Annotated in this window: 19 protein-coding genes; 13 read left to right on the top strand and 6 right to left on the bottom strand. The window is 40.8% G+C overall.

Translation table 11 applies throughout. The annotated features are described in order from the left end of the window. Positions 1-1,834: 1,834 nt before the first annotated feature. Positions 1,835-3,310 (top strand): PDDEXK family nuclease, encoded by a 1,476-nt coding sequence (locus HNY42_RS15910; protein WP_188005547.1) that lies wholly within the window; start codon positions 1,835-1,837, stop codon positions 3,308-3,310. A gap of 710 nt (positions 3,311-4,020) precedes the next feature. Then, positions 4,021-5,175 (top strand): hypothetical protein, encoded by a 1,155-nt coding sequence (locus tag HNY42_RS15905; protein ID WP_188005546.1) that lies wholly within the window; start codon positions 4,021-4,023, stop codon positions 5,173-5,175. Between the two features lie 315 nt (positions 5,176-5,490). On the opposite strand, the gene HNY42_RS15900 is transcribed toward HNY42_RS15905, so the two are convergent. The 5 genes from HNY42_RS15900 to HNY42_RS15880 all read right to left on the bottom strand — a co-directional run bounded on the left by HNY42_RS15900 (position 5,491) and on the right by HNY42_RS15880 (position 10,184). Next, the gene (locus HNY42_RS15900; RefSeq protein ID WP_188005545.1) at positions 5,491-6,075 is read right to left on the bottom strand and encodes a PIN domain-containing protein; all 585 of its coding nucleotides are present in this window, start codon (positions 6,073-6,075) and stop codon (positions 5,491-5,493) included. Beyond that, positions 6,068-6,574: a helix-turn-helix domain-containing protein gene (locus HNY42_RS15895; protein ID WP_188005544.1), complete on the bottom strand. Its 507-nt coding sequence runs from the start codon at positions 6,572-6,574 to the stop codon at positions 6,068-6,070. Before HNY42_RS15895 ends, HNY42_RS15900 begins: the two co-directional genes overlap by 8 nt. A 215-nt stretch (positions 6,575-6,789) precedes the next feature. Continuing rightward, positions 6,790-7,806: a tyrosine-type recombinase/integrase gene (locus HNY42_RS15890; protein ID WP_188005543.1), complete on the bottom strand. Its 1,017-nt coding sequence runs from the start codon at positions 7,804-7,806 to the stop codon at positions 6,790-6,792. A gap of 726 nt (positions 7,807-8,532) precedes the next feature. Beyond that, positions 8,533-9,204, bottom strand: coding sequence for a hypothetical protein (locus HNY42_RS15885; protein ID WP_188005542.1), 672 nt, complete (start codon positions 9,202-9,204; stop codon positions 8,533-8,535). Continuing rightward, complete coding sequence (locus HNY42_RS15880) at positions 9,204-10,184, bottom strand: DUF4747 family protein (RefSeq protein WP_188005541.1); 981 nt, start codon at positions 10,182-10,184, stop codon at positions 9,204-9,206. Before HNY42_RS15880 ends, HNY42_RS15885 begins: the two co-directional genes overlap by 1 nt. Before the next feature lie 1,470 nt (positions 10,185-11,654). Between HNY42_RS15880 and HNY42_RS15875 the strand changes: the two genes are divergently transcribed. Further along, a complete protein-coding gene (locus HNY42_RS15875; protein ID WP_188005540.1) occupies positions 11,655-12,836 on the top strand; it encodes a hypothetical protein in 1,182 nt (393 codons plus the stop codon). A gap of 203 nt (positions 12,837-13,039) precedes the next feature. Here the strand turns inward: HNY42_RS15875 and HNY42_RS15870 are convergent, their stop codons facing one another. Further along, positions 13,040-13,939, bottom strand: coding sequence for a hypothetical protein (locus HNY42_RS15870; RefSeq protein ID WP_188005539.1), 900 nt, complete (start codon positions 13,937-13,939; stop codon positions 13,040-13,042). A 453-nt stretch (positions 13,940-14,392) separates the two neighbouring features. On the opposite strand from HNY42_RS15870, the gene HNY42_RS15865 reads away from it, so the two are divergent. From HNY42_RS15865 to HNY42_RS15820, 10 genes are all read left to right on the top strand, one after another. Next, positions 14,393-14,881 carry a helix-turn-helix domain-containing protein gene (locus HNY42_RS15865; protein ID WP_188005538.1) on the top strand — a complete coding sequence of 163 codons (489 nt, stop codon included), beginning with the start codon at positions 14,393-14,395 and terminating at the stop codon, positions 14,879-14,881. A 353-nt stretch (positions 14,882-15,234) separates the two neighbouring features. Next, on the top strand, positions 15,235-15,423 hold the full coding sequence (locus HNY42_RS15860) for a hypothetical protein (RefSeq protein WP_188005537.1): 189 nt from the start codon (positions 15,235-15,237) through the stop codon (positions 15,421-15,423). A gap of 14 nt (positions 15,424-15,437) precedes the next feature. After that, on the top strand, positions 15,438-15,662 hold the full coding sequence (locus HNY42_RS15855) for a hypothetical protein (protein WP_188005536.1): 225 nt from the start codon (positions 15,438-15,440) through the stop codon (positions 15,660-15,662). Between the two features lie 92 nt (positions 15,663-15,754). After that, positions 15,755-16,846: a hypothetical protein gene (locus HNY42_RS15850; RefSeq protein ID WP_188005535.1), complete on the top strand. Its 1,092-nt coding sequence runs from the start codon at positions 15,755-15,757 to the stop codon at positions 16,844-16,846. A gap of 22 nt (positions 16,847-16,868) precedes the next feature. Beyond that, a complete protein-coding gene (locus HNY42_RS15845; protein ID WP_188005534.1) occupies positions 16,869-19,238 on the top strand; it encodes a VirD4-like conjugal transfer protein, CD1115 family in 2,370 nt (789 codons plus the stop codon). A 12-nt stretch (positions 19,239-19,250) separates the two neighbouring features. After that, positions 19,251-19,502 (top strand): hypothetical protein, encoded by a 252-nt coding sequence (locus HNY42_RS15840; RefSeq protein ID WP_119924055.1) that lies wholly within the window; start codon positions 19,251-19,253, stop codon positions 19,500-19,502. A 19-nt stretch (positions 19,503-19,521) separates the two neighbouring features. After that, complete coding sequence (locus tag HNY42_RS15835; RefSeq protein WP_188005533.1) at positions 19,522-19,950, top strand: hypothetical protein; 429 nt, start codon at positions 19,522-19,524, stop codon at positions 19,948-19,950. 15 nt (positions 19,951-19,965) lie between these two features. Beyond that, positions 19,966-21,909, top strand: a complete 1,944-nt coding sequence (locus HNY42_RS15830) for a pLS20_p028 family conjugation system transmembrane protein (protein ID WP_370529004.1) — start codon at positions 19,966-19,968, stop codon at positions 21,907-21,909. A gap of 4 nt (positions 21,910-21,913) precedes the next feature. Continuing rightward, positions 21,914-22,225, top strand: a complete 312-nt coding sequence (locus tag HNY42_RS15825) for a DUF5592 family protein (RefSeq protein ID WP_188005531.1) — start codon at positions 21,914-21,916, stop codon at positions 22,223-22,225. A gap of 4 nt (positions 22,226-22,229) precedes the next feature. Further along, positions 22,230-22,865, top strand: a complete 636-nt coding sequence (locus tag HNY42_RS15820; protein WP_188005530.1) for a TraC-like domain-containing protein — start codon at positions 22,230-22,232, stop codon at positions 22,863-22,865. The last annotated feature ends 3 nt before the right edge of the window (positions 22,866-22,868 follow it).

Raw genomic sequence — 22,868 nt, 5'->3', positions numbered from 1 at the left:
TACGTCCAAGAAATTATGTATCTAGACTGCGGATATCCACCTCAAAAAAAGTATGCGCCGGCGCATACTTTTTTTGAGGTGGATTTCATCGTCCATAGATATATCTCAGGAATGATTCCTTTTCAGAAAAGAATCACCCCAGCTCTTCTAATAAATAGACGTAGGTCTTGCGCAGGAAACTAAGGATTGAATCCTCGGCGGAATTCCGGACACGACTGCGATTCTGATAATAAACCGACTCACCGGGTAGGTTCAGAATACGCAGGAGGGGACTCTATGTATCAGGTCCTCGAAGAAGATAGAGTTGAGCCCGAAGTCGTATACAGGATGGTCTCGTCCGATTGTTCGGCCATCGCAAAATTGATGAAATCCTCTTTCGACGACCTCTCGAGGAGCCAAGGTACGAACTTCATGAGTTCTGACCGAGAAATCCCGGAGTCGGATAGACGTGACTTATGGAGAAAGATATCCGGTTCGACCTCGACTTATTCTTCCTCATCCTTCAATATGAAGCGAGCATGTCTCTCCCGATGTGTACTAGGATGACTACTAGAGGGAGCAGTTACTTCGGCGATAACATCCGCACACCGTTCTCTCGATGCTTCCGTGCCAGGATGTGTCATAGTTCCGCAGGGGAGATGACGTCTAAATTTCGAATCTTGAGAGACAATCGTTCATAAAGGATACGTGGCGTGAAGATGCCTAACGTGTTATCGGTCATGTCTCGTAGGAGGAGGGAGAACGACGTCGCTTCATAGGCTACCTCCAGGAGCCGTACATATCCTCCCGTGTTGATTAGCTCACGAGATTTTAGTGCTGCATCATTCATATGACTTTTGGTGATTTCTAGCATTTCGACAAACTTTTTCGACGTCGCCTTTTCTGTATCGCGTTCATGAAGAAGGTCTAGGTAACGACGGACGCGATAGGATGAAGCAAGATTTTACGGAAAAACGTCCGACTCAGTTGGAACTTCCGGAACATCCTGGCATAAAGATGGTTCTCGAGGATACGTTCGTTTGGTAATCGTCGGACGATTGTGAGGACGTCATCCAATGACGTGTGTCCGAGGCGATTCCTTCCGTCAAGATGCGAGCGGAGAACGCCACCTGAATCATTCCATGGGAACATACAGTCAAGGGGAAGATGGCATCAGGATGTTCATTACTAGGACAGGGGACGACTTTCAACATCACTTTTTCGTCGTCCCCTGAGATTGTTCGGTCATCGTCAAACAAGCGTAGCTCCTCGAAGGCACCGATGATGTTCCGATAAGGGTTGGAAATTCCTTCCCCCTTCGTCCGTTCCTCGTCTCAAGAGTAGGGATTCGATGATAAAGTAGGAGACGGAATGCTTCTACGATATCGTCAGGTAATAGAGCTTCGCCTGACGACATAAATTCACGAAAGGCATCAGTTCTTAGCGTATCGATCATCTGGTGGGGAATCTTCGACTATCGAGATGTACTCCCGCACCACGAGATTGAGGACGTCTTCGAGACGTACGCCAATCACACAGAGCGACCGAAGTGTCATGTATCCAACCTATCCGAGAGCGGCCCTCTTGCCATACATCAATCCTAATATCTCATAATCGTTCCAATCCGTGACGCGTCCATCTGTGACCATATGAACCCTTTTTCTAGGAGACAGAGCAAGAAGCACGTTGACATATATTTTGATTATAATTTTTTACTAGGGATATTATCCAGGTGATTGTACTCATCATCTTACAAAAACGTGGTTTTGGAGTTACTTTTCTTCATCCAAGTTTTATAATGTTGAAGTGAAGAGCATGTTTGCTGCTGACTTGTCCATGAAAGGAAGTTGTACGAATGAAGGAAAGAGAACTATTTACGAAATACATCGGGATGGATGTCGATGACATCTTCAGAGAATTCGGTCGGAACCCCGACCTTGAACGAAACAAGGCATGGCTGACAAATCTTCAAAAGTTGATGCGCTCGACGGTAGAGGAAGAGTTGCAGCGAATACATGAGGAATCGGGCCTGCCTGAGATATCATTCCGTACCGTGAACCTGAAGGCGAAGACAGGAAGGCCAATCGAGTTGATGTCACTCGACGCCATCGATTTTCTTGAGTGGGTCGAGCTGCCCTGGGAACAAAGTAAGGTTTATGAACGCTTCCGTGATACGTTGTTCATTCTATTAGTTTTCAAGACGGATGATAAAGGAACCATGTTCATTGGGGACAAGACATGGACGATGCCAGAGGACGTTCTGCAGGGGAAAATCAAGACGTTTTGGGTACGAGTCAAGAAACTTACGAATGATGGAATCAAGGACGCATTCCCGAAGCAAGATGCTGGACTAGTACTCCATCTCAAAGCGAAGGGTGGAAACTCAGCCGTGCTTGACTCACTCCCGAACGGGGATACCATCTCAAGACACGGCCTTTGGATGAATGCGAACTACATAGCAGGAATGGTAGACGACATCTATCGACGGGAGTTTCCTGTACGCGTCAGGCAGATTAGCAAGGTTCCAGCCATTAATGAGGAACAAGCAATCCGATTACGACGGATCCTTACTAGAGAGGGGTACATCATCGATGAGTTTATAGCGATCATTGCACAGGAGGTTCCTGGGTATTCGTTAGCGCGATTGACGAAAGTAGATGCAGAACTGTTAGGGTACCGTCTTGAGAAAGAGCTTGCCTTCAGATTCCATCATCAGACCGCTTCCTCGCTGTTTGACTGCATCATATTCGAGAGGGAATTTTTGACCGTTGAGGAACATCCAATCCTCCAGACAAATGCAGGAAAGAGATATCTCAAGGGTAAATTATTACTCTCGCAAATCCTGCAGCTCAGTCCAGGTACCTATGTCACCGAAACGTGCCTTGCACGAGCCGGGATCAGAGAGAAGGATATTTCTGATTACAGAAAATCTGTAGAAGAATGGGTGGATGCAAAGCAATTTTTCACTCTATCTTCGTTGAAAGATAACGGCTTTAAACATGCCTTAGATGACATTGGATTCGAGGATGCCTTTTATGAGAGTATTCTGTCACGTACCGGTGTGTTGAAAAACCTTCGCCTCGGGAAGTCTTCAATCTTTGTAAAACAATTAGGAAAACCTAAGCATGAGCAACTAATGAAGTGGTTGATGGAGAGAAATAAGTCATTACTGATGGACGACTTTCAATTAAAAATAAAAGGTTGCCTATCATTAACGATGAGCGAAAAAGAAATTGTGAATTTAGTTAATAATAGCAAACATTACTATTCGAAAGAATTTGAAAAAATATATGTGAGTCGTGAGGAGTATTTAAATAGTATTTATGATTAACTTATGTAAATCATGAAGTAAATCTTTAACAGGAAGACGGTGGCAAGCTAATCGTGGTCATTCTCAGCTCTAACCGGTACGTCCAAGTCACGAACACTTTTAGCATTTCTAAACATACGAATCTGTGTCTCGATTGATTGTCGCCTCGTCGAGTTCTTAAGTCTCATAGTTTATTTGAAGGAGAAGGAGAAAATCCTGATTAATGCAGGTATCCTCTTCAAAAATTTACGCAATCTACGGAGCGTTCGAAGTATCGACGCTCTGGGACGAAAATAAACAGGCTGCCGTCGTGTTATTGTATCTCGGATGCAAGTCACCACAATAAGGAGGAGTAAGTATGGAAAGGAAATGCATCATGAAGACTTTTTACATCGCCCTCGAATTCTTTGTCGTCGAGAGTAGCGTGTACAATCACGTCAATTCGATGCAGTATCTAGCAGAAGCGGGGGACACTTAGTAGAAGAACTACATGCTTACTTAGACACGTCCATCACCTAAGCCGAGTCAGCAAGTGCTGAGAGTGACATGGACACTGATACCATCTGATAGATTTATATTGTTATGAATGGTTGTTCACCACCATTATGTCGTCATCCAGCACGAACCTTCGGATTGGCTGCGAGTGAACTGAGTTTTTAGGTTGTCTCACCATATGACAATCATTATCTTGGCTTCGCGAAGAAATGTTATTCATAAAAAAAATATGGAGGATGAACATTATTAAAGGAAATATAAATGATCATTTTAAATTTATTTTGGTACTTGTAGCTGTTTTTTTACTTGGAGTAGTAATAATTTTTAACCTTTCAAAAAGTGACAGTAAATTTTTTTTTGAATCAATGAAATTTATATTTAGCTTCATTGCTGCCTACGTTGGAATTAGAGCAGTTGTTAATTCTTCAAGGTCAGCTGCTTTATCAGCTGAATCAGTACGAATAGCTACCGAATCAATAGAATTCAATAAAAATAAAGAGAAAACAGATCAATCTTCTCACCTGATTGCTTTTTCTTTAATAAGTAGAATAAAATTTAATGTACCTAATTATGTTGAAAAACCAATAATTTCTTTAGGTAAATCTTTTGATTACAGAAGCAAATATTTAAATTCAATGATTGTTTATATAAGAAATAAAAGATTCAATATATATAAATCAAACGAATTTCCGTACTCCCTTGAAATTTTTAATAGCGGAAAAGGTGCTGCAATAAATCTTGAATACACCTTTAGCTATGTAAATTTAACAGAATTTAAAGATTACTATTTTAAAACTACAAAAGCTCTTATATCCCATGATTTTCCGGGTTATAGTTTTGAGTTGATTCAAAAAGAAAATATAGATTTAATCCGAATTAAAGATTTTGAAATACAAAATCGTTTAGATGATATGAAGATGGAATTGATAAAATATGATGAGGAAGATGAATTTTATGAGGCATATAAGGAGATGAAAGATTCTGCGGTATTCGAATATGCAATTCATAATTTTATTCCTGAATACAAAGATATAATTAAGTCTCAAGACTCGGTAAATTTTAATATACCGACTGAATTCACAATCTTATGCAATCATTATATTAATGTACAACGAATGGCACAAGAATTAAGAATACATAAAAATAAAGATTTTGATATGGAAATTTTTAATATTATTAAAAATCTTCCTATACCTACTGCTGTAATAAAAATTAGATACTATGATGAGAGTTTAATTAGAAGTGGACAATACAATTTTGATAAAAGGAATGAACTTCAGTACAATGTAAAATTAAAAAATAATTTTGATTCTAATTTTGTTACAAAAGATTTTTATTTGGAAGTCAATCTCTCTCAACCAGAAATAACTAATAAAAATTATGAAATGTGACTTATGTAAATGTTCTAAAGACTATTTAGTAAAGCGATTGCGAATAGAACTGTATACAAAAATTCAACCGTAGTTCTTAGAAGACATACATGAAGAGTCATTAACGTAGATTTTAAATCGCTATGAACAAGAGAAAACTAATTAAATGGCCGACGATTCCTTTAAAAAGAAGAAATCATCGGCCATTTAGTTAGTTTTAGACCGAATTATAATTCAGCCCTATTTTCTACGCTTCAAATAGGAACTGCTGTTTCTAAATTTTTCATTGAGGACAATTTTTTAGAGCGGTTATATATTAATTTTTATAATGAAAAATCAATCAATAATTTCAGATAAAAAATCGGAAATTTTAGAATCGGCTTGAATTTCATTATAAAGTGATTGTGAAAAATTTATATAAGCACCTTGAGATATATCATATAAAACAGTTTCATAATGATCAAAAAACAATAAATAGATTAAAAAATCTTTGATATTTCTAGTTACAAGCACACCATCTTCTTCAAATGCCGTATATAAAATTCTAGCATCGGAAACTTGCAAGTACTCACAACTAAATCCTGTTTCTTTTCTTATCTTAGAGCCGTACTCATTTTTTAAATAAGCACTCATCAAACGAAGTGAAGTTTCTTTTTGCGAAGAAAGAGTACTAGTAGAAATTATACAATCTGAAATTGCATTTCTAATACTTGTAATTTCTGTTTCTTTAAAATGCATAGCAGATAGCTGAACTTTTAGCTCAATTTGAACTTCATCAGATAAATAAATAAGAGAGTTTAAATCATCCATTATTTTTTCCCAAAAACTCTTGCATTGCATTCTTCTTAATCGAGAAGCTGTGTCTTTAGAACGTGTACTTAAATCACGAATAATGTTTGTATCCAGAAAATATTTAATCATTATTCTCTGAAGTTCCTAAATTAGTAAAATAACTATCTAGCGTGGATACAGTTTTCTCTGTAGAACGTCGTCTTTTTTTATAGTTAATAATTAGTGTCTCAAGTTCAGGATGATCAACAAATTGTTCAGTAGGAATACGCCATTTTCCTTTATTATTAAGCGTTCGATACGCATTTATTTCTTTTGCTTGGCATTTGCGTCTAACCATTTGTGGAGTGATTGATAATAGAGTACTAACTTCATTTACAGTAAGATATTTTGGAAGTACATCAAAAGCATTGCTTGGAATTGTATATTTGGTAACAATTAATTTATAGGCCTCTTCGGACAACTCTGGAGATTCGGATTTCAGTACTTTTTCATGTTCTATCAACACATTAATAGCTCTAAGAATAGATGCGTACTCTTTAAGGGATTCGCTTTTAAATTCACTAGATTCTTCAATCTTATCAATTTGGAGATCACTCCCTATGATGTTCTGAATTTTATCTTTTAGCATAATCTTCCTCCTCTTAGCGAAATAAACGAAACAAACGAAACTTACTTATAATATAGTATAAATTTGAATATAAATCAATTATATTCAACGAAATAAAAAGTCGGAATGTATAGAAAAATTGTCAAGTGGTAAATTCGGAGGTTCAGTAAAAATAATTTAACATACGGTTAATTGGACTGAGAAAAGAGCATTTATAAATGTCTTTTAGGATTATATTATTCAAAAGGAAGATTTATATTCGTCTTTTCTTTTAATGTTTGCAAATAATTATTGGTTGTAGAGATAGACTCGTGTCCAGAAAGATTCATAACTTCGAATAGTGACACTCCTTCGGCTAGTAGTTTAGTAATAAATGAGCGTCTATACCAATGTGGTGAATTGACTTGAGATGTAAGTCGAATCGATGCAGACTGTGCGATCAATCTCAATGCTTCATATGAAATAGAGTCATTTTTTGATTGAAGATTAAAACATATATGAGGGTTATTGATATCTTCAATTTGCATTAACGTTTTTAGTCGATTGATTAGATAAAGCGATTTTTTTGATAAAGGGATACGCCTCCATTTATCGCGCTTTCCTTTAATCTCTAAATAGTTCATATATGATGTTTCATGAACCTGATTGAACTGCAGTGCGAGTAATTCACTAGCTCGCATTCCAGTAGTCAACAATAGATACCCCATCGTCTCGTTCCGCAGCTGCAACAGCTCGCGGTTCTTTTTCTGCTTCACCGTATGGCGGAAGGCGAGGGCTATTTCCTCCATCTCGTCGAAGTCAATCTCGCGCCGGAGCGGCTCCGGCTTCATCTGGTCCTTCACCTGCAACGACAGGTCGCGCGCGTGGTAGTCGTTTATGTGCAGGAAGCGTAGGAAGCGTCGCAGCATGGCATTGCGCCGCTTGACGGTCCGTGGCGCGTACTGGTCATGGACGTCCTTAAGGTACTCATGCAGGTTGAGGATTGTCAGCTGCTTGACGCCCTGGGTCTTCGTCACGAAGAAGCGCAGGATGTAGTCGAGGTCCTGCTTGTAGGCCCGCTTCGTATGCGGGCTCTTCTGGCTATAGATCGGGAACAGCTCCGTCGCCCAGAACAGCTCGAAGATTTCGAGGTCGCTCAGGGCCTCCATGTTCAGGTGGTCGTCCTCGAGCACGGCCAGCAGCTTCTGCCGGCTGTCCGCGAACGCCAGCGCCGCCTCTTCCCTCGGCACCAATCCTCGTGTGTCGTTCTCCATCCCCTTCTCCTCCATCCTCTTCGGCCTTCGACGCTTCCTCTTTCGGACTGTCCTTCGTGTCATATGACATGAAATCCGTCTTTTTTAGTGTATTACATTGAGTTATGGTTTATATATGTATATTTTAATCTATTTATTCTATGTATTGAGTTGTCATATTCTTAATGTATATGAATAGTATAACATACAACTACTTGTGATAATGTCTAATTATCACAAGTAAATTTAAATGGTACATTTAGTTGACATAACATCATTTATAGCGCGAATGGGGTGGGAGGAGGGGCCACGAAGATCAGTCGATTGGAGAGTGCAAAGATGCCCGAAGGAAATCGTGCATATCGCTCTGCGGGTCACTCATCAGTTGTGCCAGTCGAATCGAAAGGGATGTAGAGGGCTAGACAATATATAATAGAAAAAGGAAGCTTACAATAAAAAGATGGAGGTCACGTTATAAAATATCGTTATGTCCTCGCGAGGCTGTTGGTGTCACGGTCTTTTCTTGACGCAAGTGATCGAGGTACAGGCAGTAGAGCATCAGTACGAAAAGTGTCAAATTGATCTATTGCTCTAGATTAACTATGTGTATAAGGTTGTCGGATTGGATTTGATTTACCGTAGGAGTCTCTTTATAAGGCACCTAGATTATAGACAAACCCTCATTTCAAATATGAAATGAGGGTTTGTCTATAATCTGAGAACTTTGATTTTTATCAAAGTTTTTTTCTACTTCATTAAAATCTTAATGATTTCAATTTTTAAATCGGGTTTTAAGTCTTTGTTTGTAATTACACTTCTTATTAATTGATCAATCACAAAATGCTCACTTTTTAATTCGTTTTCAATAAAGTTAATTGCCTCTTCTAATAATAAATCCGCTTCCTTATCCAATCCTTCATTGAATTTTGATGTGATAAAGAACATTTTCACAATATTCCTAATTAAGCTCACAGTGTAGAACATCACAAAATAAAATATATACGTAGTAACAAAAATTATCACGTAGAATAGCCACATTGGAATAAGAACTTTAGTGTGGATAAAGAAATAAACAAATACAAACAATATTATTCCTATGACTGTAAATTGAGCTAAAAAAACAAAACTATTAAAAATTGGTCGTAAACTATCAACCAAGTCTTTTTTACGCATTACTCTTAGAACTTCTCTCGTAAATACAGAGATAATAACTGCTACTCCAGCGATTATTATCCCTATTAATCCTATAAAGCTTTGAATCACGGAGTTGATAAGCGATTTAAACATTGATTCATAATCGACCCAGTTTGAATAAACATTTAATTGGTGTAATACAATCAATGTACCAATAGTTATTAACCAAGTCATTCTCACTTCTGAGCTTTTAATGTTAATTAAATCTTTGAATTTACTATTCATTACGACCCTTCTTCATGTTGATTTCTAGTTTTTATTCTTCTGATTTTATCTTTACATCTTTGAGCAAAGCTTATAAGACTACTTGTTTCAGCAATTATTGCAGTTCTAACTTTTGATTTTCTTGTTGAAAAGCTAATACCATTTTGGCTATATGCTTGCACAGAAACATATCCATTCTCTATTGCTTCTTCACTCGATAATTCAGAATGAATTTCATTTATCATATTTATTTCGCCTTCTACTAACTCGTCATTAAGTTGAAGTCCGTCTGGATCTCTAGATGTTAGAATTAGTTTCCTATGAGTAACTTTCGCACTCTTTAAATCATTCAAATAGTTATCAGCCTCCTCATCCAATCTGTCTAAAAGATCATCATCTGGATTTGGGGGAATGATTTCTAATGTCAATTCTTTAACTTTTCCTAATGCAAAAAGTTCTCTTTTTAAATTATCGAGTGAAAGTCCTTCTCGAACGTTTTCAAATTTGACGTAATAAGGAAACTCTTGTTCCGTATTATTTAAAATTTCGTCTTCAAACAGTTTGTTTAGTATTTTCTCAAAAGCATCGTTAATGTCCTTGTGACCAAAACGATTAGTTCTATTATATGCAATAATCTCTTTGCTTACATCAAAATAAAATTCCACAACCTCGTCATTACTGACTGGAATTTTCGATATAGTCCCATCTTCTTCTAATTTATTCGTAATTAAAGTGGATGTCTTTACCATTCGTCCAACAATAGCCAAATCTTCAACAGCTGTCATACTGTCGAGTTGGACTAATTTATAAGTAATAATCTTAGAATGAGCATTACCTTCAGAATCAATCCATAAAATATTGTCTTCGTAGGAAACATTATCTTTTATAGAAATATATATATCTGTTAATATTTCATTTAGTTTTCCTTTTTTATCTTCAGCATCATACACTTCATAGATGTGCGAATTTAAATTCATCTTAGAAAAATATAAAGTAGTCATACGTATCATTACCTCTCATTAAACATTTTTTACTCTTCGCTTCCATCTTACTATAAATCAAATTAACTTTCCTACTATAGACTTATTGATAGGGTACCCCGATGGTTTTTTTATGATGCTTTTATAGTCTTTTCCATTTTGTATACAGCTCATAACTGCCTAGACATGTTCTTCAAATGTAGTATTTCTACCATTTATTTCCACTTCAATTTTTTTTCTTAAGTACTTTGACTAGCATACTTCCTAATACATTCTGCAATTACGTTTAAACTCAAAATATTAAATCGTACTGTAGCGTAAGTAAGCGATTTTCTCTTGAGTTAAAGCTGCGCGTAGAGACTCTGATTTTTATTCTTCTGAATAGCATGTCCATTCTTTTCGATCATGAAGTGCTGAGAAGCCACCTCTACGATATTTTGCTCTCTCTCTATTTAAGGCCGTGACTGGGAGATCGAAGAGCGAGGAAAACGATTTTATCGAGTCTATTCAGTCTTCGTACATCTTAACAATTTGTAGTTTTTTATCCAGCGAAAATTTAAATTCGGAGATAGAAAAGATACCTTCAAAAATAAACAATTTTGTTATTTCAACTGTCTACTTTTTGGATATAATCTCATATTTTACCATTACTCTTTTTCGTTTGTCATTCTTTTTATGCATTAGGAGTCTGACCTGATTGGCTATCGAGGCTCATGACGTATGGGAAAACCCTATCAAGTGTCAGGTCCTGATTTTATATAGGTATCATCTCTTCTCTTCCTCGATCAGTTTTCATGTTCCTTCTTCCTGATGTACAGCCGTACCATTGTTGATGCATCATTTTTGGACGAAATACATGTTCTTTTTGTAATCATACTCGAAAGTGACTTGTAGCAGGTCTTTCTTGTCATAGCTTCGATAATAATACTGCAAGACCGTCAGTTTAGGAGGGTATCTTACTGGATTGTGGTAATAGACCTCGTCGATTTTAGAATAGTCCTCTGTATAGTAATGACTGAAGAAGGTGAAGGCCACGGGGCTGACCTGGAAGGACATGCCCATGACGTATCCGATGTGGATCATGGAAGCTCATATGACGAGATGGAGATAAGAATCGAGTATCCGTTTGAAGAGGTCAGCCCATATCAGGCGAAGATTCTGAGTGCTGAGGGACGCGAGAAGACCATGTTATTGAGTTTCGACTAGGTTGGCGACGTCCTCTTGATCCTAGATGAAATCTCGCAAGAAATAGACCTGGTCCAATACGAAGTCCGCTCCCTGACACAAGGACGGCATCCACAAAAAGGATAAAAGGAAGTACATCGGTAAGGGGGACTTCTTGAGCAACCCTCCTAGAAGACTTTCGAGAAGGTAGAGGGTGAATAGGCTTAGTCCTTTAAAAACATTATTCTTAAAGTAGATTGAATTTTTTACATTTATTAACTTATACTATTACTAGTCGAACAAACGTTTTGTAATCGGAGGTGCATTATGCAATTAGAAATTGGTCATTTTAATTTTAATGAAATAGATCCATGCTTAAAACATTTATCAAAAGAAAAAATTCATGAAGTGATTACAAAGTATTATGCGAATGAAAAAGTCAAAGATATTTTAATTGAGTACAACATGTCCATCACACCTTCAAAGTTGGTAAAAACATTCCCGCCTGTCTATTTAGAAGCAAAGTGCGAAAAATGCGAATCACATTTATTAGGTGAGCTTCAGTCTAAAACGAGTGATAAAATGATACGACGTAAAGATGCCTGTCCGCATTGTTCTCATAGTGAAAATTCAAGGTCTTGTACTTGTCATTTTTGTGAAGAAGAGGCAATAAAATTAGAAAAAGAAAAAAGAGATGCTGTAAATTCAGTTTTTTTTAATGGAGATACCCCTCTTGTTCTCGAAAGTGACTTGACCTCGGAAGATAGACTCTATTTAAGTGTCTTACTAAGAGCAGCACTTTCTGAAGATATGAACATTACAGTTCCTATAAATAATATTAAAAGCAAACTTGCACCTACAAATCAGCTCAAGGAAGAAATAGTCAAAACTTTGATTGCTAAAGAGATAATACTCGTAAGTGAGCATTCAAGTTTAGATGCCTTCATAATGCAAAAAAATGAGGACGGTAAACATGGCATCTCTTATTACACATATCAAGTAGTTTACAAGCTCAACGTAACTCCTTTTGACGGTAACTATTCTTCGATGATACAAAGGCTATTATATCCTGAACCTGAATCGTTCAATGTGGAATTTTGCTACGAAAAATGGAGACAAGTTGCTTTAAATGAAATTGAAGAATATCTACTATATGAAATGAATAAGGTAGGTTACTCGTTTAAATTAGGGAAAAAATCTTATCAAGTATTTAATCAATTGCTCAATCACTTTTCTACTGCACAAATTTTTAATATCATCTATCGAGCTGTGGCTAATAGTACACGTCGCTATCAGGCAAGAGAAATAACTAAAGTCCATGCTCAAAATTCAGTTATTACTTCATGTGAATCACAAGGACATCGTGCAATTGCAGAGAAGTGGACTTTAAAACCTTATGGTAGAAATTATGACTTACCAGAATCCTTAATTAGTGAAGTACTGTTTAATTCGATAATGCACATTTCTTCTTTAGGATTTTCAGAAGTTCCTACAATGAAATTCAGATGAAAAGATGAAGAATGTTTACGATCTGGAGTGACTCTATCATCTAGTAGAGTCACTTGTCATTAAGCTACGACTGGAAACTCACCAGCTGGGTTAGTCCGCAGTATTTTTGATCAACCTGAAAGAGATTGGCCCTGGACGAGTCCTAACAATACCGGTGTCCTTCATAGACAATTTACTTAAGTTCAAAGTCAAATTCGAAAAAATTATTTTTTAAATTTGTTGAATAATCCCTTGATACGTTCATTTTTTTCTACTACCGAAATTGGTTCCTCTTTTAGCGATTTTTCATTCTTTTTAAAATTAGCTATTTTTGTTACATCAACGAGCAATCCTTTTACCTTACTTGTTACTTCTTCTTTAGACTTTTGAATTTTTAATTTGAGTAATTCCTGCTCAATCTGTTTGCTCAGTTCATACATTTCATTCAAGTATTTGCAGCTTTCGGATTGAGCATACGAGTACTGCTCGACTAATGCAGTATATTGAGGAATGTATTTTTTCTTTGCTACTAAAGAATCATTTCCATAGAAAAAATCTAACCCTGCATAAATAATAGAATCATTCATCATACGATTATGCTCATTGTCCTCTGATTGAATTGCTAGAATTTCTCGTTTCAAATTGGTGATGTCATGTTGAAAAAGTTTTTGTCCTTCTTGTAAAGATGAAATTGATTTATCAATCCAGGTTTTTGCATCATTTGGTGATTCTAACAGTAACCAAGTAATGCTTATATAGGATTGTAAAAATCCCTTGAAATGAACATCAAAAGCAGTATTTTTAGCTTTTGCTCGCTGAATACCAAATGCTTTTATAAATTCTTTCAATGCGTTTTTTAACATTTCTTCAGAATCATCTAAACTTCGATGAGCATCTCTTGAATGCTCTAAATGAGTCAATCCTATATAAAAAGGACCTTCTTGAATTGTTCTAATTTCATTCTCAAACATATTAAACATTTTAGTTTGTTCAGACTCTAAATTTACAAGTTTATCAATTACATCATTTCTGAATCGTATTTCCTTATTTTTCTCTTCACGATTTTTTATAATATTTATTACTGGCATTATAATTTTTGTACCACCTAAAACAAGCTCTATCATAGTCGTTGTCTCCTTTAAAATGAAGAATAAATGAATTAAGAATGTAGATATGTATTTTTAAAATCTTTAATAATAAGAATTAAAATTTTTATTAGAGAAAAATTAATTTATATAATAATTATACACAAAATTTAAAAAAATAATAAATTTTGTAATTGAATACAAAGGTAAAAGAAGAAACTTTTAAAGATTAGTTCATTACTTCTAAAAATACATACAGGATTCTACACAAAACAATAATGTAATAAAATTACAATTGTATTTCTTAACTCAAATTTACTGTTGAAAAGAGTTGTTTTTTTCCCTTTGTTGTTAAAATCGACACAATACGACAATTGTAATGGTATCGAAATATTAAATATTTAATTGAATTAACAGAATAATCTGCTATATTCGAATTATCACCAGGAAGACATTGTCATAAAGAGGTCCTCGAAGGAAAGGAGCATGATTATGTACCGATTCGGAGAGTGGTTACAACGTGAGCGTCTAGAACATGGTTGGAGTCAGGTAGAGTTATCAGAAAAGACGTATGGAGAGATTTCACAGGCAGCAATCAGCGCCTACGAACGAAATCGTTCGCTTCCTTCTCTCCCTGATGTCCAAATCCTCGCGACGGCCTGTGAGCAGACGCTAGGATCCATCCCCTGGGATGAATTCGATTTGAGAGTGGAGAAAAAACGGAACTGGTCGAACCTGAAGCAAGAACGCTTTGATTTGGCAGAACTCCCGCTAGCAGATTCTGTTCGCACATTCGATGGCAAGACATATCAGCTACATGGTCGTATTGCGATTGAACAAGATAGTCAGGAGGCGCAAGAGATTTCGCAAATCTATTACAGGATTCGGACCGTCGTCGAGGAGAACCAGGTCATCGCAAAACGGAAGCATCCGAATGATGAATTGATCCACGTCTCACGTCGCAGACTCGTTCATCAGTAATAAACAATCTATAAATGTGTATCTACTTATTGAAAAATTTTAATCGAGAATAAGAGGAAATGATGACCGTAGCAGCATATCGCTAAGGACAGTCACTCCAATCACATACCGGCGTGTCCCTCATGTGTGACCGGATGAGCGGGATATACGCAGAAATGGTTCGGCGAGAGTCGCCTAAAACTCGCCCACAGGTCACGTATTCGTTGAGGGTCATCGAAAAACCCTAGACAGACGTCCGATATCGGATTTCAGAGTTCGTGGGGGAACGTGCTATAAACCCACCGACTTGCTTGACTTCGACTGTCCTTAAGGATGTGCTGCTGCGCATCGACCTCAAGGAAGGAGTGTACGCCATGCCGACACGTGAACAGAAGCAGAACAAGACCTTTGCCGAGAAGTTGCTCCGGATCCAAGGGAAAGACTATGAGGAGTGGCTTGACGCCCAACATCAACTCGTCATCCAAGAGAACCAGGAACTGATCTTAGAAGCGCTCGACTCGAAACTGAACTTCACATCGCCTGTAGCTACGTCACGGGATTGAGAGGAGGAAAACAGATGGGATTGAATGAGACAGGACTAAGCTTACTCCAGTTCTTTCAAGGACTTGCCGTCATCGCGGCTGCGATTGCCTTCGCGGTCGGTGGATTCTATTTTATCTTTGGTGGGGATCGCGGACGTTCGAAAGCAGTTGGTTGGCTCGTCGGCGGTGCCGTCGGCCTGATCATCGTCATGGGTGCCTTCACGCTCGCGGAGATGGTCAGCGATAACATCAAATTCTAATCTAACAAGCAATCAAACAGACCGTCATTCCAAACTGGATGGCTTTTTTTATTGCTTTCGTTAAGATGTCTCGCTTCAAAGGAGGAGAATGTATGCTCTTTGTCCGTTTTACCGACGTACCAAAAGAGGGCTTTCCGAACTATGAGCGTCTCCCATATGAGGAGGCGCTTTTATTATCCACCCAAGTCCATCAAGAAGCTCAGCAAGCGAACGAACGGTTTGCGAGCGAGTTCCGAATCTTTGATGATGCCGACCAGCTCGTCTACAAAGGAACGTTCCAGTTCGGCGACACGACCTATCCGAATCTTTATCTGCAACTGAAAGATCGGATCCCGCGCATCCGGATCCGAAAGGAGGATGCGACGAAGAAAATCCTCTTACTCGAGAACCTAGAGCGTTTGACGCCGGAATCCTATAAGACGATGACGACGTCAGCGACTCAGCAACATCCGGACGCGACACACGTCTCCCGTTTACGTCGCGGACAGCGCCGTCTCGTCTATGGCGTCAGTGGTGTCAGTCTGTTGCTCTTCGGTACGCTATCCGTTGTCCAACTCGTGCAGCCGGATTCACCAAGTGGTGTCCAAGCGGCAACATCAGATTGGCAGCCGCTTTATGAAGCAGCGTTAACCGGAGAGACGGAGCCGCTCATGCAGCGTCTGGAAAAACAAAAGTCATTGAGTAACGAACAACAACAATTTCTCATCACGCAGTATGTCGAAAAGCAAGACTACGATCAGGCGGTTGCTGTGACGAACGATCCGATCGACGTCGAGACGATCATCATGCAGTCGAAGCCATTCGCAACAGACCGTCAAGAGACATTGCAAGCCTTCCAAGCGGTCCATCCGACGAATGAAGGTGCCTTCGATCTCGCGATCCTGCAGAAAGACTATAAACGTGCCGTCTCCATCCCGGACGTTGAGATGACGACCGCGCGCAAGGAGGCGAAAACGCGTGCCTACATCGCGTTGAAAGATGTGACGAAGGCACAAGAAAGCGTCAAGCTGATCCAAGACGAACAACTGAAACAGCAAGTGGGAACACTTGTCCAACTGGATGAAGAGATTCAAGCACTCGAAAATCAAAAACGACAGTTATCCGAGAAAACGGACAAAAAAGAGCTCGAGAAGCTGAATGAGTCGCTCGAAGCGAAGCAAAGACAAGCTTCTTCTCTTCTTTAATGAAAGTATGGTGACTGAAATAATGATGAACTTCTCATTTCGCTCTCTCGCTACATCTGCTTGGCTGTGGCGATGCCTTGCCTTTTTGATCGCTTTACCAGCTGTGTTGTTCTTAGTACTCAATGTCGTGTTTCAGTTCCTGCAGCAGACAGTCCAAAATCTCTTTCAGGACGGGAAGCTGACGACCGGCTCCCCACTTCAATACGATCCGAGTTGGTGGACGACGCTCGCCTGGTCATCTTCCTTCGCTTTCGCAATTTTTGGTGTCTGTTTCCTGCTTGGAGGATTTCTCTTATTGAAGTATTGGCTCAACTTCCGCAATCTCAAAGCAGCACAAAAAGGAAGTGCCCGCTTCACAACGTTCCAAGAGCTGAAACAGCAATATCGGGATGTGCCAGACCGTAAGGAGACATACAGCGGATCCGGTGGTGTCCCGGTCGGCCGCTACCGTGACCGTCTCTACATCGATGACAGTGCCGTCAACAATCTCGTCATCGGGACGACCCGGTCCGGGAAAGGTGAGACGTTCGTCTTCTCGACGATTGACCTCTACAGTCGTGCCGAACGCCAAGCGAGCCTGATCATCAATGATCCAAAAGGTGAACTATTCGCTGCCTCCAAAGAGACGCTCGAGGCACGCGGCTATCAGGTCGAAGTCCTGAATCTGATGAATCCGTCGCAATCGATGTCCTATAACCTGCTGCAGCTGACGATCGACGCGTATCTGGACGAGAACTACTCCCTCGCCCAGCAATATGCCCGTTCGGTCGCCTACATGCTCTATCATGACCCGAAGGCGAAGGATCCGTTCTGGAGTAACTCCTCGACGGATCTCTGCACCGCCTTGATTCTTGGACTATGCGAACAAGCCAAACATGAACCGGAGAAGATCACCATGTATAACGTCGCCTTGATGTTATCCGATCTCGGCTCACGCACGGTCACTGATGGAATGGGACAGGAACAATCGGCACTCGACGCCTTCTTCGCGTCGTTCCCGGAGAATCATCCGGCACGTATGCAATATGTGACGCTTCATTTCTCCGGGGGGCAGACGCGCGCAAGTATCCTCGCCAATACGAATGCCAAGCTCGGGATCTTTACTCTTGATGCGACGGCACGTTTGACGGCACAGAACTCTCTTGATATGAAACTGATCGGCTTCAACCGCTGGATCCGAGGACGTGCGCTTCCCTTGTCCCGGTTGACGTTCTACTTTCCAAGTGGGAAGCAGCTCGCCTTGACGACGGACGACGATGGGAGTTTCGTACTCCATCACGAAGAGATCCTCGAAGTTGATGCCACTATCATCGTAGAGAGTGAGAGACAACGTTACAACGTGACACTCACGGGTTGGACGGACGAGGCAGACGGGATCTTCGACTGGACGACGGATGCCCCGATCGACATCCGGGAGGTTCGCCAGCACCCGCGCCCCGTTGCCGTCTTCCTGATCGTCCCGGACTACGATCCGACGTTGAACGTCATCGCTTCACTGTACGTCAAACAAGTCTATACATCGCTAGCCCGTGTCGCCTCACAAGCGACGAGCGGACGTTGTGAACGGCAAGTCATCTTCTTGCTCGACGAATTCGGGAACATGCCAGCAATCGAAGGGATGGCGAACATCATCACCGTCTGTCTCGGTCGGAACATTCGCTTCAACCTCGTCATCCAGTCCTACGCGCAACTCGAGAACCTTTACGGAGAGGATTGGAAGACCATCGACGGGAACTGCGGAAACACGCACTATCTATTGACAGCAGATGAGTCGACGGCAGAATTGCTCTCGAAGAAACTCGGGGAGCAGACGATCGTCACGAAGTCTCGTTCCGGACAGACCTTCTCGCTTTCGAAGTCGAAGACGGAGAGTGTCGATGGTCGGCGCTTGTTGACAGCAACCGAAGTGATGGGGCTGAAGGAAGGCGAGATGCTGATCATTCGGGTCATCAAACGACAAGACAAGCAAAAGAACCGGATCCAGTCCTATCCCCTCTTCCTGACCGGACGGACGGCAATGAAATACCGCTATGAATACTTGGCGGATGACTTCGACACGGACCGTTCCATCAACGATCTCGTCATTCCCTGCGCACATGCGCATCTCGACCTGAATACGCTTCGTGTCCCCTTCCATCTGGGCGCCTCAGTTGCTTCGAAAACGGTGGAGACGGATGATGAGACACTCGACGCAACAGAATGGCGCGTTTGTGATGTCCTGCAACCGAAAATCCTACGCTCGATCTTCGAGACGACGGAATACGACACCCTATCCATCACGGCGTTCGAGCAAGGCATCCTGGATAGGACAATCCCTGTGACGGACAACCAGCGTCACTTTTTGAAGACAATCATCAGTAAACGACTCGAGAAACTCCGTCATGGCGTCTAAGGAGGGCATCATATGACAGAACTGACACGCACGGAGCGCGTCCAGCGTGAACTCCGCGTCATCGCGACCATCATCAAGGAGAACAAAAAGCGTCTCCGTCGCGGTGAAGTATTGAACATCCAGACCCGGGACGGATTCCTCGTCGTATTTGAGGAAGAAGACCCAGACTCAGGCGACCGAAAAACTGTTACGCTTATAGACACATTCGATTTTCGGGTCCACGTCAGTAATGGCGATTTAACGGATCCGGAACAGGTGTCATAAACGGAAAAGGGGTGGAGGCATGCAAGCGAAACGAGTACTCTCCGGACTATTGATTTCCTCTGCGTTACTTTTAGTCGGTTGTAGTGAAGAAACGTCGAAAAATACATTAACTCAGATAAAAGATTCTGAAGTTGATAAGATGATGAATGGTAAAAAAGACGGTATTTTATTAGTTGTAAAAGAAACCGATGGAGAATTTGAGAGTTACGTCAATAAGATTAAAAACATCTCTGAAGAAAAGAACAAATCGGTAAAGGTGTACAATACATTCCAACCTGATGGAAAAGAATTAGTTAACAGAGATACTTTCGAATACACATCCGAATTAAAAGGAGAGCGTCTATACTTCATTAAGGATGGTAAAGTACAAGACGAGCTAAATATTAATGCTCTTACTGGAACTCAACTGAACGATGAAGTCGAAAAATTTATTGATCAGAACAGTTAATAAGGAGTGAGTCTTATGACAGATTCCGAGCTAATTTCAAAGTTCAAAGACCTTGAGGATATTTTTAATCTCAGTAATCTTGTAAATGATGCGCTAAGGACTGTTGGATGGATATTAGTTCGGGGACTTGCTGTCATAATTGATGGATTGGAAGAAGTAACGAACACTATCCTGTTAACAAAGACATTTTTTAATAATCCAGAAGTGGTTGAATTCGTTCAGACGATTCAACCTTTTTTGTATGTCATTTTAGCTGGTAGCTTTTTATTTACAGGCTATCTGATCATTTTTCAAAAGAAATTTGACCGTGAAGGTTTCTTGATCAATTTATTTATCACACTATTAATTCTTGGGTTACTTTCTCCGACCATGATAAAGGTGAACGATTTTTCTGATGAAGCGATTGCTCAAACTAAGTCCAGCGATTTGTATAGCGAAAACAACTCTACGATTTCAAATAAAATTTTGCTTCAGAACATTCATGATTTAGTACTTTACGACAAAAAAGAATTCAAAGTAGCTGATCAGAAAGAAAAAATGAACAACATTCCTAAATCCTTAGTAAAAAATCTGAGAGTCAATGAAGTGTTTGATCAAAATGATTTTTCACTTTCTGATACAGGAGTTAAACTTTCTGAGAGTTTTGTAATGTGGGACGGACAAAAGGCTGTGTTAGGCGAACTCGATCAAAGTGGTGTTGAATGGAACAACCAGTATTACTATCGCTATCATCCGAACTGGCTGACGATTCTTGTCACCCTTGGCGTGATGGGCTTCACCCTCTTCTCGATTGCCTACAAGCTGGCTCGACTCTCGTTCGAGTTGGCTTTTAATTACGTCTTGGCGATTTTAGTGGCACCCGCTGATTTACACAGCGGACAAAAGACGAAGAAGGTCATTCAAAGCATCTTGAACACCTTTCTCGTCATCATTCTGATCTTCGTTTCGATCAAACTCTATACGATTGGAACGGCATACTTGGCCGATACACTGGACGGACTCGCCTATTTGATTGCGTTGATCGCCTTCTCTGCCGCTTTGATTGATGGACCAAACATGGTCGAACGTCTCTTCGGGATTGATGCCGGTCTGAAACGTGGTTGGGGTGTCGCACTCGGTGCGTATGCCGTCGGGAAAGGAGCCGCGAAAGTGGGCGCTCGTGTCGCCGGTCAGACGACGAGGATGACATCACGCCCTGCCACTCCTTCTGTCTCGGAAGCAGCAAATGCGAAGTTGCCACCGAATCCGCCACCGAATGGCGGTACACCCGCGAGTCGTCCAGATCGTTCGTCTGAGAGTGCTCCAATTCCATCACAAGCACAAGAGCGGATATCTCGTCCAGCAGGGCCAGAGAATCAACAACTCGAGTCAGTTGAGATGCCAATGCATGGTACGGCGCAAGAGGCTCAGACTGCAGCAGCATCATCGGAATCCGTTCCATATCGTCCAGATGCTGTCGCACAAGCAAAACCCGTGCCATCGACTTCGCAATCGACACTATCTGCTACGCAACCAAAAACTTCCGATTCACCGACGATTGAAAGAAGTGCACACTCATCTGATGCATTCGAGTCACCAGAAACGCCTGTCTCCTCACATCCAGTATCACAGTCTCCACAGACTTCCGGAGTAAATCGCAATCCTGTTACATCTTCAATGGATTCGACACCGTTCGACAAAGCGACTACTAGCGCATCTGCTCATTCTGTGGAAACAACAGAGAATGTGTCTCCGAGCGTCACCTTGTCTGGCTCTTCCAGTGGCTCACCATCCATCAGTGAATCGTCGCAGGAGACGCTATCCGGAACGCAGCGTCAGCGAAAGTCGATTTATCAGACACTGGAGACCACAACGCAGAAAGAACTCAAACATGTTGAACAAACCCAGACACGCGTGACACAGGAATCGTCTCGTATGTACTCGACAGATATTCCGCGTCTAGACCCGAAAAAGGAGTGAGACCATGCAACAGCGCCAATACCGGATTCCGAACGAAGTCACGACCGAGTTGAAAATCAATAAGATGCTCTACCTCTATGATTTACTATTTCTCGTCGCTTTGATCATCGTCCGGTTGATTGCTCTTCCATTTATCCCAGACGTCTTGCATCTACCGTTCACGTGTTTCCTCATCGGGTTCGGAATTTTCCTTGTCATCCGACCGACGACGAATCCGGAAAAGCGGATGGTCCATGTGCTCTATTACGCACTGATCAAGAAGAAAGACACCTATATCGCGTTGGTCGACCGGAATGAATCTTCGAAAGGAGCGTGATCAGATGAGTTTATCAGAAGACACACGATTGAAAACGAGTGCTACGACCGATATCACTTGGCTCGACGAGGTCCAGTTGACGACACCGAAAACAAGCAAGGAGAAGCGCGTTCGAATCCCACCGTCTGTTGCCGCCCTCTTGCCAATCGTCGACTCCACAGCGCTCGATATTTTCGAGATGCAGGACGGGACGTTTTGCGACATCATTCAACTGACTTCAAAAGATATTTACGGACTATCTGAGACGGAGAAGGACCATGATATCTTCTCCCTCGCATATCTCTTACAGGCGTATGTCTATCCATTGAAGGTCATTCCGCTCAATACACCACTTAATCTAGAAAAACAGAAACAACGGATCGAACGACAGCTGCGACAGAATCAGATTGCCGCCTATCGTCCGTTTCTTCAAAAGAAGAAACAAGAACTGATCTACCTTGAGGAGCATCGCACGAATCGCGATTATCTCCTCTTTTTTTATGCTCTGGACGAGGCAATGCTCCGGGAACGGAAGCATCAATTGACGAAACTCCTTCGACGCAGCAACCCGATGGTCGAACTGACGCTAGAACAGAAAATCCACATACTGTTCCAACTGCACAACCCGAATACGAAACCGACCCAGGACGGAAAGGAGTGATGA

The organism is Exiguobacterium sp. Helios (assembly GCF_014524545.1).
Lineage (GTDB): Bacteria > Bacillota > Bacilli > Exiguobacteriales > Exiguobacteriaceae > Exiguobacterium_A.
This window is presented reverse-complemented; position numbering and strand designations above follow the sequence as displayed.